Genomic DNA, 16,031 nt, shown 5'->3' with positions numbered 1-16,031 from the left:
GTGTTCACTCGTTGAGACTTGGTATTCATTTATCGTCCGAGGACGTTAAGAATCCATGTCACTTTGAGTGCCCACACAGATTGTCTGATAAATTGTTAAAGAGCAGTGCAACGCGGCTTTCGCTCACCGTTGCGAGGTGGCGTATATTACGCTTTCCTCTTTCAGAGTCAACCCTGATTTTCAGGATTTTTTCTCTTCAGCCGACCGGGTTGTTTGTGAAGTGATTCACATCCGCCGTGTCGATGGAGGCGCATTATAGGGAGTTCTCCGCAGGCCGCAACCGCTAAATGACAGAAAAATGACTGACTGCTGCATTCCACAGCAAAACCCCGCCTTATACCTTTTTACACACAGACTTATCCACAATGATACGAAAAAGTGAAAATGTGCGAGCGTTGCGCAAACGTTTTCGTTAAAATGCTCGCGCTTTACAAGGATGCCTCGTCAGGTGTGTTAGATGAGTTTTTCACAGGAAAATTCATCTAACGCTCTCTGTAATCGTGAAATCCAGGGGATTTACCATGCAACAACGTCGTCCAGTCCGCCGCGCTCTGCTCAGTGTTTCTGATAAAGCCGGTATCGTCGAATTCGCCCAGGCACTTTCCGCACGCGGTGTGGAGCTGCTTTCTACAGGTGGCACCGCGCGCCTGTTAGCAGAGAAAGGTCTGCCGGTAACCGAAGTGTCCGATTACACCGGTTTCCCGGAAATGATGGATGGACGCGTCAAAACCCTGCATCCGAAAGTCCACGGCGGTATTCTTGGCCGTCGCGGTCAGGACGACGCCATTATGGAACAGCACGATATCGCGCCTATCGATATGGTCGTTGTTAACCTCTACCCGTTCGCCCAGACCGTCGCCCGCGAAGGCTGCTCTCTGGAAGATGCGGTTGAAAATATCGATATCGGCGGCCCGACCATGGTGCGCTCCGCAGCCAAGAACCATAAAGATGTGGCCATCGTGGTGAAGAGCAGCGACTACAACGCCATTATTAATGAGATGGATGCCAACGAAGGGTCCCTGACACTTGAAACGCGTTTCGATCTCGCCATCAAAGCCTTCGAGCATACCGCCGCCTACGACAGCATGATCGCCAACTACTTCGGTAGCCTGGTACCGGCTTACCATGGTGAAAGCAAAGATCCCTCTGGCCGCTTCCCTCGCACCCTGAACCTGAACTTCATTAAGAAGCAGGATATGCGTTACGGTGAGAACAGCCACCAGCAGGCTGCCTTCTATATAGAAGAAGAGGTAAAGGAAGCCTCCGTTGCGACCGCCCAGCAGGTTCAGGGCAAAGCCCTTTCCTATAACAACATTGCCGACACCGACGCCGCGCTGGAATGCGTGAAAGAATTCAGCGAGCCGGCCTGCGTTATCGTCAAGCACGCCAACCCATGCGGCGTTGCGGTAAGCACTTCTATTCTGGATGCCTACGATCGCGCCTACAAAACCGACCCGACCTCCGCGTTCGGCGGCATTATCGCCTTTAACCGCGAGCTGGATGCGGAAACCGCGCAGGCCATCATCTCCCGCCAGTTTGTCGAAGTGATCATCGCGCCGTCCGCATCAGAAGAAGCGCTGAAAATCACTGCGGCAAAACAGAATGTGCGCGTGCTGGTTTGCGGTCAGTGGGCGGAACGCGTGCCGGGCCTGGACTTCAAGCGCGTGAACGGCGGTCTGCTGGTTCAGGACCGCGATCTGGGGATGGTGAGCGAAGCCGATCTGCGTGTCGTCACCAAACGTCAGCCAACCGAGCAGGAACTGCGTGACGCGCTGTTCTGCTGGAAAGTGGCTAAGTTCGTGAAATCCAACGCCATCGTCTACGCCAAAGAGAACATGACCATCGGGATAGGCGCAGGCCAGATGAGCCGCGTTTACTCTGCAAAAATTGCCGGTATCAAAGCAGGCGACGAAGGCCTGGAAGTGAAAGGCTCCGCCATGGCCTCTGATGCCTTCTTCCCGTTCCGCGACGGAATCGATGCGGCCGCTGCTGTGGGTATCACCTGTGTGATCCAGCCTGGCGGTTCAATCCGTGATGACGAAGTGATTGCCGCTGCCGACGAACACGGCATCGCAATGATCTTCACCGACATGCGCCACTTCCGCCATTAATTCCCGGAGCAGAAAATGAAAGTATTAGTGATTGGTAACGGCGGGCGCGAGCACGCCCTGGCGTGGAAAGCAGCGCAGTCTCCGCAGGTTGAAACCGTCTTTGTGGCACCGGGTAATGCCGGTACGGCGCTGGAACCCGCGCTGCAAAACGTCGCCATCGGCGTGACCGATATCCCGGCACTGCTGAGCTTTGCCCAGACCGAGAACATCGATCTGACCATCGTTGGCCCGGAAGCGCCGCTGGTGATTGGCGTCGTAGACGCCTTCCGCGCAGCTGGCCTGAAAATCTTTGGCCCAACGGAGGGTGCCGCACAGCTGGAAGGCTCAAAAGCCTTCACCAAAGATTTTCTCGCGCGTCATAACATCCCGACGGCGGAATATCAGAATTTCACTGAAGTGGAGCCTGCTCTGGCCTACTTACGTGAGAAGGGCGCGCCGATTGTTATCAAGGCCGACGGTCTGGCCGCGGGTAAAGGCGTGATCGTCGCGATGACCCTCGAAGAAGCCGAAGCCGCGGTTCAGGATATGCTGGCAGGTAACGCCTTTGGCGATGCGGGCCACCGCATCGTGATTGAAGAGTTCCTCGACGGCGAAGAGGCGAGCTTTATCGTGATGGTCGATGGCGAGCACGTTCTGCCGATGGCCACCAGCCAGGATCACAAGCGTGTGGGCAATGGCGATACCGGCCCCAACACTGGGGGAATGGGCGCTTACTCTCCTGCTCCCGTTGTTACCGATGAGGTGCATCAGCGCACCATGGACCGCATCATCTGGCCAACCGTGAAAGGGATGGCGGCGGAAGGCAATACCTACACCGGTTTCCTTTATGCAGGCCTGATGATCGACAAGCAGGGTAACCCGAAGGTGATCGAATTCAACTGCCGCTTTGGCGATCCGGAAACCCAGCCGATCATGCTGCGCATGAAATCCGACCTGGTGGATCTGTGCCTTGCGGCCTGCGAAGGCAAACTGGATGAGAAAATGTCAGAGTGGGACGAGCGTGCCTCTTTAGGTGTGGTGATTGCTGCGGGTGGGTATCCGGGTAGCTACAACACTGGAGATGAGATCCACGGCCTGCCGCTGGAAGAGATTGACGGCGCGAAGGTGTTCCACGCCGGTACGAAGCTGGCTGACGATGACCGCGTGCTCACCAACGGCGGCCGCGTGCTGTGTGCGACCGCGCTGGGCCAGACCGTGGCAGAAGCGCAGAAACGCGCCTATGCGCTGATGGCGGATATTCACTGGAACGGCAGCTTCAGCCGTCAGGATATCGGTTATCGTGCTATTGCGCGGGAGCAGGGAGAGTAATTTCCCCCTCACCCTAACCCTCTCCCTCAAGGGAGAGGGGACTTAAATCAAAAACTCTTTTCTGTCGGCTGCCAGGTGCAGAAATCTTCATTCGCCACCAGCAACAGCTGAGAGCCTTCCGGCGCTTCCAGCCATGCCACACTCACCTCCACAGATGAATGCCGCTGACGACGCTGAATGTGTTCGGTTGCCCAGGATTCAAGCTCAGGCTTCACCGTCTGCCCTTCGCAGGTGGTCACCGTGCCGTCGGCATGCCAGCGCCCCTGACGCAGCACCACGCGGCCCTGACGCAGCGCATCGCTGGTCTGGCGAAGTTGTTCAGCACGGTAGCGGTAGAGGGCGACCTGATCGCTGGAAAGCTGCTGTTTCAGTCCACTGACCTCATGCTGCATAAAGCTCAGCTCGCCGTGGTCGTCGAAACGCACCTTCACGTGTTCGGGAGTCTTACTGTAGATATTCAGTTCAATGAGCGACAGGGCATCGCCCTGCCAGCGGTATTCTGCGGTCGAGGTATTGCCGTTATGCCATGGGCTGAACGCGGTGAGCATATGGACTTCATCGCTGGAATCTTTGCGCCAGATCCTGACCGCACCCTGGTTGTCAGCGTAGCCGCTGGCGGTAAACGGGGGGAGTGAGGAATCATGACTACAGGCAGACAGCAACAGTACGCCTGCCAGCGCGAGCGTTCCACGCCAGAATGACAAAAGGGGCGTTGCCGCCCCTTCGTTAAAACTGTTCACTGCCACGCGTCTTACTTAACTGCGTCTTTCAGTGCTTTACCAGAAACAAATGCCGGCACGTTAGCTGCGGCGATTTTGATTTCTTTACCGGTCTGCGGGTTGCGGCCAGTACGCTCAGCGCGGTGGTTCACTTTGAAGGTACCGAAACCAACCAGTTGTACAGCATCGCCTTCTTTCAGAGACTCAGTAATAGCAGCCAGGGTAGATTCCAGAGCAGCTTTAGCCTGCACTTTAGACAGATCAGCCTTGTCCGCAATTACATCAATCAGTTGAGTCTTGTTCATAAGTTATCCTTTCAATGTGTTTATCGCTTGCTAAGCATCGAGTGCGACGAAAATGCCAAAAAAGCACTCTCCTGCATACACGCACCGATAGCCACTTTTTTTCGCCCCCCAAATGTAGACCAGACGGGGGGCGAAAGGGAAGAGTCGAGGAGCGACAAAACAGGCGTTAAATCACGTTTTGTTGTCTCATTGGTTAAAAATTATACCAATATTGCTCTCGCCGGCCTCGCGCAGGTCCGCGCGCAGCCCTTTGATCAGCTCAATATCACGCTCTTCACACTCTGCCAGCAGGCGGAAAATCTCCCACTGAATGTCCCATTCCTGTTCTACCGCCGGGTTAGCACGCAGCTCTTCGTCGGTCATTTCACGGCCTTCCTGGGTCATTTCCAGCATCGCAACGGTGGTAATGGATGCCTTACTGACTTCAATGGCGTGTTCCAGGGTTTCACCGCTCAGACGGGAGTGGATCAGCTCGCTCAACGCCACACAGGCATCAATGGCCGGGTAGACGCCATACAGGTCGAAATCATCCGCAGCCGGAATAGCCTCTTCCAGCTTTTCGAGCTGAGAGTCAAAATTCACCTTCGCGTCTTTGACCGTCAGCGTCTCCCAGATTAAATCCAGGATACGACGATAAATCTGGCCTTCGCCAAACGCTGTCTGCTTGCAGAACGCGGCATAGTTGGGATACATGCGCTCGCACAGGCAAGCCATAAACGTCACGTGCTGCCAGCTTTCCAGCTTTTCAAGGCGCAGATGAATCGGGTTTTGTAACATGATGATGTCTCGAATCGAAAATTAGCCGCAGTTTACCTGAATCACGGCTGAATTTCCTGCCAACGAATGAATGCCGGACGTGAAGAGGCCACGGCGTCAGCCCAGCGGGTTGGCTCCGGTAAACGGTAGCCCTTCATACAGCGTTGCACCCACGCCAGGGCGCTGTCCATGCTCACCCGATGCCCGGTTGCGATAAACAGCGGGTTGCAGCGCGCTTTACTGCGCCAGACCCACGCCAGCTGCTCGCCTTTATGAATAAGCGGCGCCAGCGCGCCCGGTTCGGCAGAGAGCGGCTCAAACGCGCCGCACAGGCGTTTTTTCGCCACGCCGATGGTCGGCACGTCCACCAGCAGACCAAAGTGGCTGGCAACGCCTAAGCGACGCGGATGGGAGATACCATGCCCATCAACAAACAGCAGGTCAGGTTTTTGCGAGAGTTGTTCCCAAGCGGCCAGCAGCGCGGGATATTCGCGGAAGGAGAGAAAGCCGGGGATATAGGGCATGGTGGTGGCGATACGCGCCACCTTGTACTCCACCAGCTCCAGCGACGGGTATTTCAGCACCACCATCGCCGCTCGCGTCACTTCACCGCCCTGCTCAAACCCGACGTCCGCCCCGCCAATGTACCGCGGAGGGTCCGTATCCAGACGATCCTCACGGATCACCGATGAAGCCAGTTCGATTTGCTGAGCGCGTAGCGACGCGAGATCCATAACCACTCCTTACTTATGATACTGGGCAGAAAGCCGATGCACCGCCTCCACAAATACGCCTGCGTGTTCAGGCGGCACATCCTGATGAATGCCGTGGCCGAGGTTAAAGACGTGGCCTTCACCCTGGCCGAAACCAGACAGTATAGTCGACACTTCCTCTTCGATACGGGCAGGCTGTGCATAGAGCATGGACGGGTCCATGTTGCCCTGAAGCGCCACTTTGTCCCCCACGCGACGGCGCGCATCGGCAATATCGGTGGTCCAGTCGAGGCCCAGCGCGTCGCAGCCGGTGGCCGCCATCGCTTCCAGCCACTGGCCGCCGCCTTTGGTAAACAGCGTCACCGGCACGCGACGGCCTTCGTTTTCACGCAGCAGGCCATCGACAATTTTGTGCATGTAGTACAGGGAGAACTGCTGATAATCACGTCCGGTCAGCACGCCGCCCCAGGTGTCGAAAATCATCACCGACTGCGCACCTGCTTTAATCTGCGCGTTGAGGTAGAGCGTGACGCTCTTCGCGAGCTTGTCGAGCAGCGCATGCAGGGCCAGCGGCTCGGCGTACATCATCTTTTTGATGACGGTAAAGGCTTTGCTGCTGCCGCCTTCCACCATGTAGGTGGCCAGCGTCCACGGACTACCGGAGAAGCCAATCAGCGGCACATCGCCTTTGAGCTCGCGGCGAATGGTGCGCACGGCGTTCATCACATAGCCCAGCTCGCCTTCCGGATCGGGGATCGGCAACTTATCAACGTCGGCTTTGCTTTTGATCGGTGAGGTAAAACGCGGGCCCTCGCCGGTTTCGAAATAGAGCCCAAGGCCCATGGCATCCGGAATGGTGAGAATGTCCGAAAAAAGAATGGCGGCATCGAGCGGGAAGCGGCGCAGCGGCTGGAGCGTCACCTCACAGGCCAGCTCGGCGTTTTTGCACAGCGACATAAAATCGCCCGCCTGCGCGCGCGTGGCTTTGTACTCTGGCAGATAGCGTCCCGCCTGGCGCATCATCCACACCGGGGTGACATCAACGGGCTGGCGCAGCAGCGCACGCAGATAACGATCGTTCTTCAGTTCGGTCATTTTGCAGTTCCTTATTGCGTCAGTCCGTCAGTGTAACACTACTCATACTCGGCCCGACACATTGCCACGGTATCTTCTATCAGGCGACGCGCCACCGTTCCCGGCGGGGGCAGCAGCGGTAAATCGTCGTAGCGATACCAGTTCGCCTCCAGCAGCTCTTTCTGATCGATAACAATCTCGCCGCTGTCGTATTCCGCCATAAACGCGGTCATCAGGGACATCGGGAACGGCCACGGCTGCGACGTCACATAGCGCAGGTTTTTCACCTTAATGCCGCTCTCCTCCATCACCTCGCGCGCCACCGCCTGTTCCAGCGTTTCGCCGACTTCCACGAACCCGGCGAGGACAGTATGAATGCCGTTGCGATGACGGGTATGCTGCGCCAGCAGGATGGAATCATCACGGCGGATGGCGACAATGATGCACGGTGCGATTTGCGGATAGTAGCGTTCACGGCAGTGGCCGCAAAGCATTGCCCACTCGGTTTTGCTCGGGTGCATGGTGTGGCCGCAGTAGCCGCAGTATTTGTGCGAGCGGTAAAACTCCGCCAGCTGCACGCCGCGCCCCGCCAGCTGGAACAGGCCGACATCCCGATCCAACACCTGACGAACGGATCCCATATCCTGACGACGAGCCTGTAGGATCAACCATACTGGATCGCCCTGCCACTCGCCGATCCGCAGCGCAGGTTGGCCGACGAGATCGAAGATTTCTGCCGCACCGTAGGGTATCTCCCCACCGGGCAGCCACAACTTTTGCTCGTGACTGACGATCCACCAACCCAGATCTGATTTTTCAATAATACGATCCATATCTATTGCACTACCTTCGCTTCACTGACATGTTGTTAGCATTGTGGTTACATTTTGGATAAGCAGATCCCATTCTAAACCTTATGGAGTCGACCATGTTAAACCAGCTAGAAAGCCTGACTGAGCGCGTTAGAGGAAGTAACAAACTGGTGGATCGCTGGCTACATGTGCGCAAGCATCTACTCGTGGCTTATTACAATCTGGTCGGTCTTAAGCCTGGCAAAGAATCGTTTATGCGGCTGAATGAAAAAGCGCTGGATGATTTTTGTCAGAGCCTGGTCGACTATCTGTCCGACGGCCATTTCAATATTTATGAACGCATTATCCGCGAAATGGAAGGGACAACGCCGTATTTAGCGGCCAGCAAACTTTGTCCGCTGCTGGAAGCCAACACCCAGCAGATCATGGATTACTACGATTCCACGCTTGAGAACGCCATCGATCACGATAACTATCTTGAGTTCCAGCAGGCGCTTTCCGACCTTGGCGAAGCGCTGGAAGAGCGATTCACGCTGGAAGATAAGCTGATTAGCCTCGTCCTGGACGCCAGCCCCGAAGATAACATCGCGCGCCCGGCTTGAGTTCTTAATCGTTAACGAGTAATTTACAACCATTCGCCCCTCTCACGAGGGGGATTTTTCTTGTCGGAGTGCCCAGTGTGAAAGCACGGGCTGAGACCGTTAATTCGGGATCCGCGGAACCTGATCAGGTTAATACCTGCGAAGGGAACAAGAGTCACACTGCTGTTGTATCGCCCCTGAGGCGATCTTCTCTTGCTTCATCCGTCGTCTGACAAGCCATGTCCTTCACTTTTGGAATGAGCTATGTCTACTGCAAAACTGACCCGCCGCGAACAGCGCGAACACGCACAACGCTTCATCGACACCCTGGAAGGCACCGCTTTCCCGAACTCGAAACGCATCTACATTTCCGGCTCACAGGCTGATATCCGCGTCCCGATGCGCGAAATCCAGCTCAGCCCGACGCTTATCGGCGGCAGCAAAGACAACCCGCAGTTTGAAGACAACGAAGCCGTGCCGGTGTATGACACCTCGGGCCCGTACGGCGATCCTGATGTTGCTATCAACGTCCAGCAGGGTCTGGCAAAGCTGCGCCAGCCGTGGATAGAGGCGCGTAACGACTGCGAAGAACTGAGCGTACGCAGTTCTGCGTACACCAAAGAACGCCTGGCCGACGACGGTCTGGACGCGCTGCGCTTTACCGGCCTGCTGACGCCGAAACGCGCTAAAGCGGGCAAATGCGTAACCCAGCTGCACTACGCGCGCCAGGGTATCGTCACGCCGGAGATGGAGTTCATCGCCATCCGCGAAAACATGGGCCGCGAGCGCATCCGCAGCGAAGTGCTGCGCCACCAGCATCCGGGTGAAGGGTTTGGCGCTCGCCTGCCGGAGAACATCACGCCGGAATTTGTGCGTGATGAAGTGGCCGCCGGGCGCGCCATTATCCCCGCCAACATCAACCATCCGGAATCCGAGCCGATGATTATCGGCCGCAACTTCCTGGTGAAGGTCAACGCCAACATCGGCAACTCAGCGGTGACGTCATCCATCGAAGAGGAGGTGGAAAAGCTGGTCTGGTCGACGCGCTGGGGCGCGGACACGGTGATGGACCTTTCCACTGGCCGCTATATTCATGAGACCCGCGAGTGGATCCTGCGTAACAGCCCGGTGCCGATTGGCACCGTCCCGATTTATCAGGCGCTGGAAAAGGTAAACGGCATCGCCGAAAACCTCACCTGGGAAGCGTTCCGCGACACGCTGCTGGAGCAGGCGGAACAGGGCGTGGACTACTTCACCATCCACGCGGGCGTGCTGCTGCGCTACGTGCCAATGACGGCGAAACGTCTGACCGGTATCGTCTCCCGCGGCGGTTCCATTATGGCGAAGTGGTGCCTTTCCCATCATCAGGAAAACTTCCTCTACGAGCACTTCCGCGAAATTTGCGAAATTTGCGCCGCTTACGACGTCTCCCTGTCGCTGGGCGACGGCCTGCGTCCTGGCTCCATCCGCGATGCTAACGACGAGGCGCAGTTTGCCGAGCTGCACACGCTGGGCGAGCTGACCAAAATCGCCTGGGAGTACGACGTGCAGGTGATGATTGAAGGCCCGGGCCATGTGCCGATGCAGATGATCCGTCGCAACATGACCGAAGAACTGGAGCACTGCCACGAAGCACCGTTCTACACGCTGGGGCCACTGACAACTGACATCGCGCCGGGCTATGACCACTTCACGTCAGGCATTGGGGCGGCGATGATCGGCTGGTTCGGCTGCGCCATGCTCTGCTACGTGACGCCGAAAGAGCACCTCGGCCTGCCAAACAAAGAGGACGTGAAGCAGGGACTGATTACCTACAAGATTGCCGCCCACGCGGCGGATCTGGCGAAAGGCCATCCGGGCGCGCAAATCCGCGATAACGCCATGTCCAAAGCGCGCTTTGAATTCCGCTGGGAAGACCAGTTCAACCTGGCGCTGGATCCGTTTACCGCCCGCGCCTATCACGATGAAACCCTGCCGCAGGAATCGGGCAAAGTTGCGCACTTCTGCTCCATGTGCGGACCAAAATTCTGCTCGATGAAAATCAGCCAGGAAGTACGCGATTACGCCGCCGCGCAGACCATTGAAGTCGGCATGGCGGACATGTCGGAAACCTTCCGCGCGAAAGGCGGTGAAATCTACCTCAAAAAGGAGGAGGCGTAATGTACCAGCCCGATTTCCCCTCCGTGCCCTTCCGCTTAGGGCTTTACCCGGTGGTGGACAGCGTGGGGTGGATCGCCCGCCTGCTGGAAGCGGGCGTTCGCACCCTCCAGCTACGCATCAAGGATAAACGCGATGAAGAGGTGGAGGCCGACGTGATCGCTGCTATCGCGCTGGGACGTCGCTACCACGCCCGCCTGTTTATCAACGACTACTGGCGGCTGGCGGTTAAACACCAGGCGTACGGCGTGCATCTGGGACAGGAAGATCTGGAAACGACCGATCTCAGCGCGATCCGTGACGCCGGTCTGCGGCTGGGCGTCTCCACCCACGACGATATGGAGATCGACGTGGCGCTGGCGGCCCGCCCCTCCTACATCGCCCTCGGTCACGTTTTCCCGACGCAAACCAAACAGATGCCGTCCGCTCCACAGGGCTTGACGCAGCTGGCGGCCCACGTTAAGCGCCTTGCCGATTACCCCACCGTTGCCATCGGCGGGATCAGCCTTGAACGTGCGCCCGCGGTGCTGGAGACCGGCGTCGGCAGTATCGCCGTCGTCAGCGCTATCACCCAGGCCGCAGACTGGCAGGCCGCCACCGCTCAGCTTTTACAACTGGCAGGAGCAGGCGATGAAAGATCGTGATTTTATGCGTTACAGCCGCCAGATCCTGCTGGAGGATATCGCCATCGACGGGCAGCAAAAGCTGCTCGCCAGCCGGGTACTGATTGTCGGCCTGGGCGGATTAGGCGCCCCCGCCGCGCTGTATCTGGCCGGTGCGGGCGTGGGTACGCTGGTACTGGCCGATGACGATGAAGTACACCTCAGCAACCTGCAACGGCAAATCCTCTTCACGACAGAAGATGTTAACCAGCCTAAGGCGCAGGTTACGCGCCAGCGGTTGAACCAGCTTAACCCCGATATCGAACTGGTCGCGCTCCAGACGCGGCTGAGCGGGGAAGATCTGCAACGCGAAGTGGCCCTTGCCGACGTGGTGCTGGACTGTACGGACAATATGGCGACGCGTCAGGCCATCAACGCGGTCTGTGTTGCGCAGAACACGCCGCTGATCACCGCCAGCGCGGTCGGTTTCGGCGGGCAAATAATGGTGCTTACGCCGCCGTGGGCGCAGGGCTGCTACCGCTGCCTGTGGCCTGACGAGGCTGAACCGGAGCGTAACTGCCGCACGGCAGGCATTCTGGGCCCGGTGGTGGGCGTGATGGGTACTCTTCAGGCGCTGGAGGCCATCAAGTTGCTCAGCGGCATAGAGACAGAACGCAACAGGCTGCGGCTGTTCGACGCCCGCTCCAGCGGATGGCGTCATCTGGCGTTAAGCCGCGCCAGCCACTGCCCGGTATGCGGAGGCCGCAATGCGCATTCTGTTTAACGATGAGCCGATGACGTGCGACGACGATCTTACCGTTGCCGCCCTGCTCGACACGCTGCGCCAGCTGAAGCCGGGAACGGCGCTGGCGCTCAATCAACAGATCCTGCCGCGCGAACGGTGGGAACATCAGCAGGTCAATGAAGGCGACCAGATCCTGCTGTTTCAGGTTATCGCAGGGGGCTGAGATGTTACGTATTGCCGACAAAGTCTTTGATTCACATCTGTTTACCGGAACCGGAAAATTCGCCTCTCCGCAGCTGATGGTGGATGCCATTCGTGAGAGCGGCAGCCAGCTGGTGACACTGGCGATGAAGCGCGTGGATTTGCGTCAGCACAACGATGCCATACTTGCGCCGTTACTGGAGGCAGGCGTGACGCTCTTACCGAATACCTCCGGTGCGAAAACGGCCGAGGAAGCAATTTTCGCTGCGCAACTGGCGCGGGAAGCGCTCGGCACCCGCTGGCTGAAGCTGGAAATTCATCCGGACGCCCGCTGGCTGTTGCCCGATCCGATCGAAACCCTGAAAGCGGCAGAGAAGCTGGTGCAGCAGGGATTTACCGTCCTGCCCTACTGCGGTGCCGACCCCGTGCTGTGCAAGCGTCTGGAAGAGGTCGGCTGCGCGGCCGTAATGCCGTTAGGGGCACCCATTGGCTCCAACCAGGGACTGGAGACCCGCGCGATGCTGGAGATCATCATCGAGCAGGCGACCGTGCCCGTGGTGGTGGATGCGGGCATCGGCGTACCCAGTCACGCCGCGCAGGCGCTGGAGATGGGGGCCGATGCGGTGCTGGTCAATACCGCGATTGCGGTGGCCGACGACCCGGTGATGATGGCGCGTGCGTTCCGCCTTGCGGTGGAGTCCGGTCTGCTGGCACGCCAGTCCGGCCCCGGCTCGCGCTGCGTTCAGGCGCAGGCCACCAGCCCGCTGACCGATTTTCTGGAGGCGCTCTGATGGCTACCTTTACCGATCGCTGGCGTCAGCTGAACTGGGACGATATTGCCTTACGCATCAACAGTAAAACCTCTGCGGACGTAGAGCGGGCATTAACAGCCAAACATTTGACCCGCGAGGATTTGATGGCCCTGCTTTCTCCGGCAGCCAGCGCGTACCTTGAACCGATGGCGCAGCGCGCGCAACGCCTCACCCGCCAGCGTTTTGGCAACACGGTGAGCTTTTACGTGCCGCTCTATCTTTCTAATCTGTGCGCCAATGACTGCACCTACTGTGGTTTCTCCATGAGCAACCGTATTAAGCGTAAAACGCTGGATGAGCATGAGATCGCCCGCGAGTGTGCGGCTATTCGTGAGATGGGTTTTGAACATCTCCTGCTGGTGACGGGTGAACATCAGGGCAAAGTGGGGATGGACTATTTTCGCCAGCATCTTCCGGCCATCCGCCGCGAATTTGCCTCGTTGCAAATGGAAGTGCAGCCTCTGTCGCAGGAGGAATATGCGGAGCTGAAAACGCTCGGGCTGGACGGCGTCATGGTCTATCAGGAAACCTACCACGAGGCGACCTATGCCCGGCATCACCTGAAAGGGAAGAAGCAGGATTTCATCTTCCGGCTGGAAACGCCGGACAGGCTGGGGCGCGCCGGTATCGATAAAATTGGGCTGGGCGCGCTTATCGGTCTGTCCGACAGCTGGCGGGTGGACTGCTATATGGTGGCGGAGCATCTGCTGTGGCTACAGCAGCAGTACTGGCAAAGCCGCTATTCCATCTCTTTCCCGCGACTGCGTCCCTGTACGGGAGGCGTTGAACCCGCCTCGCTGATGGATGAGCGCCAGCTGGTGCAAACCCTGTGTGCATTTCGCCTGTTCGCGCCGGAAGTGGAATTGTCGCTCTCCACGCGTGAATCACCCGCGTTTCGCGACCGCGCGATCCCGCTGGCGATCAATAACGTTAGCGCCTTTTCCAAAACGCAGCCAGGCGGTTACGCGGACGATCACCCGGAACTGGAACAGTTTGCACCGCACGACGGACGACGGCCCGAAGCGGTGGCGGAAGCCCTGACTGCACAGGGGCTACAGCCCGTGTGGAAAGACTGGGATAGCTGGCTGGGAAGAGCCTCGCATTAGCGCTGAAACCGACTGCAAAAACGCGAAAAGGTTACGAGGCGGCTCGTAAGATCAAAACCGGGCGATTGAGGCGATCTGCCTGGTTTTCTTATGCTTTACCACGTCAGCAACGGACGCTGACCAGGGTGAAAATGCTTCTTCCTCGTTTCGCCCTGCCCTCCGCCTCTTAAACAAAATTTTAATTGATACAATAAATACGTCGTTTCTTATCTACGCTTAAGATAAATCATCTCGTCGGTAATCGCCTTCTGTATAATTTACTACCAGCAACCGGACAGCGACTATGCTGAGGGTATCGACAGACGCAACGCGTCTACCATCTGGATTGATGTACAACTCATGGCACTCCACAGTAAAAAGCTCTCTTTTACCCGGCCAATTATGGTCAGCTTCGCGGGGATCCTGCTCAGTTTTGCGCTGATCGCCATCCTGGTTATCCTTTCACAGAGAAAGGATTTTCTTGAGGATTATCATAAGATTAATGGTAACTTCACCCATAATCTGGCGGTAAACTATACCGAATCCATCCTGCGAGAAAATGACTATATTCTTGGTCGTGCTGCGATGTACTTCGCCCGTAACGACAGAGTAAATCAGACAATTAATATCGACCCGACACACGGTTTGCAGATGTTGATGCATTTGCAGAACCTGATGCCGACGGTGTCGTCTATCTCTCTGGCGGACACAGTAGGGCGCCATCTGCGCGCGCCGGAAGTGCTGCCAACGGAGAAGGGTAAGTCGTTCGACGCCCGGACCCGTCCATGGTTTATCGGACAAGCGGAAGCCAGCAACTTTCCTCACTACACCCGCCCCTATCTGGACTATTTTACCCAACATCCTACGGTCACTCTCTATAAGCCGGTCATTTCACCGGAAGGCCGCCTGAAGGGCACGCTCGCTTTCCATCTTGATTTAACGTCCATGGGGTATACCCTGCGCCAGATGGTGGCGCCGGTTCAGGGTGAGTTTTTTGTTGTGGAGCGTGACGGCGCTGTTGTGCTGCATCCGGACACGGGGGCGCTCTTTAAGCAGTACGTAAGCGAAGCGCTGATGGACCAAATGACCAGCGGCGAGGGCCATCTTTTCGACCCCAAAAGTAAAACCTGGTATTACTACTACTCTTTCACCAATCCGGACTGGTTTGTGATTTATCGGGTCTCCGATGCCACGCTTACCGTCATCACCCGGCATGAGACCACCGTCGTCGGCTGGGGATTTGCGCTGGCGGCAATCATCATCATTCTGTTTGGGCTTTACCTTCGTCATGCCTCGCGTTCTGTGCTGATGAACATTATCAATGCCATCAAAACCGGCGACGTCAACCAGGCGCCACGCCTTGAAGCGATGCTCAGCCATACCATTCGAACCAATAAAGAACGCGAGCTGGCCTATGTCCGTCAGGCCACCCATGATGCGCTGACAGGCTGCAAAAACCGCCGTGCGTTCGACAATGATGTGGATGAGCTGCTGACCGCTCATCAACCCTTCGTTCTGGCGCTGATCGACATCGATAACTTCAAGTCCATTAACGACACCTGGGGCCACCTGAGCGGGGATATTGTGCTGCGCAACGTGGCACGCGAAGGTATTCAGATCATGCAGCCGCACCACGTTCCCGTTTACCGCTACGGTGGAGAAGAGTTCGGCGTGATCTTCCCGGCCGAGCTGATGAACTCCGCGCACGCGCTACTGGAAGCCTGGCGCACCGCCGTTGAAAAGCGGACCTGGCGGGAAGAGAACCTGCGAGTGACCTTCAGCGCCGGGACGGGAGAGTGGCACTTCGAACCGCTGGAACAATTTATCGGTAGCGTAGATGAAGCGCTGTATACCGCTAAACAACAGGGTAAAAACCGCATCGTAAGCACGGCCAGCCGATAATACCCTTACTCAAATTCTGCCCGATCTGACGGGCAGAATGCTCTCCGCGGTAAAATTGTAACCGGTTTCAGAAAAATGCCGATTTCTTTGTGATGCCTGACACACAATCGCGGTAAAGCGGTTGTTGAAGCAGTCTGCACGGGATAAT

Annotated in this window: 16 protein-coding genes and 1 riboswitch; of the genes, 10 read left to right on the top strand and 6 right to left on the bottom strand. The window is 57.3% G+C overall.

Features of this window, described 5'->3' with window-relative positions; genetic code table 11:
- Positions 1-521: 521 nt before the first annotated feature.
- Together purH and purD are read left to right on the top strand one after the other, a co-directional pair.
- On the top strand, positions 522-2,111 hold the full coding sequence (gene purH, locus ACOTX1_RS22585; RefSeq protein ID WP_022650212.1) for a bifunctional phosphoribosylaminoimidazolecarboxamide formyltransferase/IMP cyclohydrolase: 1,590 nt from the start codon (positions 522-524) through the stop codon (positions 2,109-2,111).
- A 15-nt stretch (positions 2,112-2,126) separates the two neighbouring features.
- The gene (gene purD / locus ACOTX1_RS22580; protein WP_023315208.1) at positions 2,127-3,419 is read left to right on the top strand and encodes a phosphoribosylamine--glycine ligase; all 1,293 of its coding nucleotides are present in this window, start codon (positions 2,127-2,129) and stop codon (positions 3,417-3,419) included.
- Positions 3,420-3,466: 47 nt separating this feature from the next.
- Here the strand turns inward: purD and ACOTX1_RS22575 are convergent, their stop codons facing one another.
- The 6 genes from ACOTX1_RS22575 to nudC form a co-directional block, all read right to left on the bottom strand.
- The gene (locus ACOTX1_RS22575; RefSeq protein ID WP_017384076.1) at positions 3,467-4,159 is read right to left on the bottom strand and encodes a DUF1481 domain-containing protein; all 693 of its coding nucleotides are present in this window, start codon (positions 4,157-4,159) and stop codon (positions 3,467-3,469) included.
- Between the two features lie 11 nt (positions 4,160-4,170).
- Positions 4,171-4,443, bottom strand: a complete 273-nt coding sequence (gene hupA, locus ACOTX1_RS22570; protein ID WP_002445246.1) for a nucleoid-associated protein HU-alpha — start codon at positions 4,441-4,443, stop codon at positions 4,171-4,173.
- Between the two features lie 186 nt (positions 4,444-4,629).
- Positions 4,630-5,220 (bottom strand): YjaG family protein, encoded by a 591-nt coding sequence (locus ACOTX1_RS22565; RefSeq protein WP_003862310.1) that lies wholly within the window; start codon positions 5,218-5,220, stop codon positions 4,630-4,632.
- 41 nt (positions 5,221-5,261) lie between these two features.
- Positions 5,262-5,933 (bottom strand): deoxyribonuclease V, encoded by a 672-nt coding sequence (gene nfi, locus ACOTX1_RS22560; RefSeq protein WP_003862312.1) that lies wholly within the window; start codon positions 5,931-5,933, stop codon positions 5,262-5,264.
- 9 nt (positions 5,934-5,942) lie between these two features.
- A complete protein-coding gene (hemE, locus tag ACOTX1_RS22555) occupies positions 5,943-7,007 on the bottom strand; it encodes a uroporphyrinogen decarboxylase (RefSeq protein ID WP_022650209.1) in 1,065 nt (354 codons plus the stop codon).
- A gap of 38 nt (positions 7,008-7,045) precedes the next feature.
- Entirely contained in the window at positions 7,046-7,819 is a 774-nt protein-coding gene (gene nudC / locus ACOTX1_RS22550) for an NAD(+) diphosphatase (RefSeq protein WP_023315207.1), read from the bottom strand.
- 95 nt (positions 7,820-7,914) lie between these two features.
- Here nudC and ACOTX1_RS22545 point away from each other — a divergent pair, with 95 nt between their 5' ends.
- The 8 genes from ACOTX1_RS22545 (at position 7,915) to ACOTX1_RS22510 (ending at position 15,883) form a co-directional block, all read left to right on the top strand.
- On the top strand, positions 7,915-8,400 hold the full coding sequence (locus ACOTX1_RS22545) for an Rsd/AlgQ family anti-sigma factor (RefSeq protein ID WP_008503464.1): 486 nt from the start codon (positions 7,915-7,917) through the stop codon (positions 8,398-8,400).
- 54 nt (positions 8,401-8,454) lie between these two features.
- Positions 8,455-8,564: riboswitch (TPP riboswitch) on the top strand.
- A 79-nt stretch (positions 8,565-8,643) separates the two neighbouring features.
- Entirely contained in the window at positions 8,644-10,539 is a 1,896-nt protein-coding gene (thiC, locus tag ACOTX1_RS22540; RefSeq protein WP_023315206.1) for a phosphomethylpyrimidine synthase ThiC, read from the top strand.
- On the top strand, positions 10,539-11,180 hold the full coding sequence (gene thiE, locus ACOTX1_RS22535) for a thiamine phosphate synthase (protein ID WP_023315205.1): 642 nt from the start codon (positions 10,539-10,541) through the stop codon (positions 11,178-11,180). The genes thiC and thiE overlap by 1 nt, the downstream gene beginning before the upstream one ends.
- Positions 11,167-11,922, top strand: coding sequence for a thiazole biosynthesis adenylyltransferase ThiF (gene thiF, locus ACOTX1_RS22530; RefSeq protein ID WP_023315204.1), 756 nt, complete (start codon positions 11,167-11,169; stop codon positions 11,920-11,922). The genes thiE and thiF overlap by 14 nt, the downstream gene beginning before the upstream one ends.
- On the top strand, positions 11,906-12,106 hold the full coding sequence (gene thiS, locus ACOTX1_RS22525) for a sulfur carrier protein ThiS (protein WP_003862324.1): 201 nt from the start codon (positions 11,906-11,908) through the stop codon (positions 12,104-12,106). Before thiF ends, thiS begins: the two co-directional genes overlap by 17 nt.
- Position 12,107: 1 nt before the next feature.
- Positions 12,108-12,875: a thiazole synthase gene (thiG, locus tag ACOTX1_RS22520; RefSeq protein ID WP_022650203.1), complete on the top strand. Its 768-nt coding sequence runs from the start codon at positions 12,108-12,110 to the stop codon at positions 12,873-12,875.
- Positions 12,875-14,002: a 2-iminoacetate synthase ThiH gene (gene thiH, locus ACOTX1_RS22515; protein WP_015569973.1), complete on the top strand. Its 1,128-nt coding sequence runs from the start codon at positions 12,875-12,877 to the stop codon at positions 14,000-14,002. Before thiG ends, thiH begins: the two co-directional genes overlap by 1 nt.
- A gap of 339 nt (positions 14,003-14,341) precedes the next feature.
- On the top strand, positions 14,342-15,883 hold the full coding sequence (locus ACOTX1_RS22510) for a sensor domain-containing diguanylate cyclase (RefSeq protein WP_023315203.1): 1,542 nt from the start codon (positions 14,342-14,344) through the stop codon (positions 15,881-15,883).
- Positions 15,884-16,031: the final 148 nt, after the last annotated feature.

The sequence above is a fragment of the Enterobacter cloacae complex sp. IR5401 genome, assembly GCF_049238425.1.
Taxonomy (GTDB): domain Bacteria; phylum Pseudomonadota; class Gammaproteobacteria; order Enterobacterales; family Enterobacteriaceae; genus Enterobacter; species Enterobacter hormaechei_C.
The sequence above is the reverse complement of the archived record's forward strand: the minus strand, read 5'-3'. Positions and strand labels throughout refer to the sequence as shown.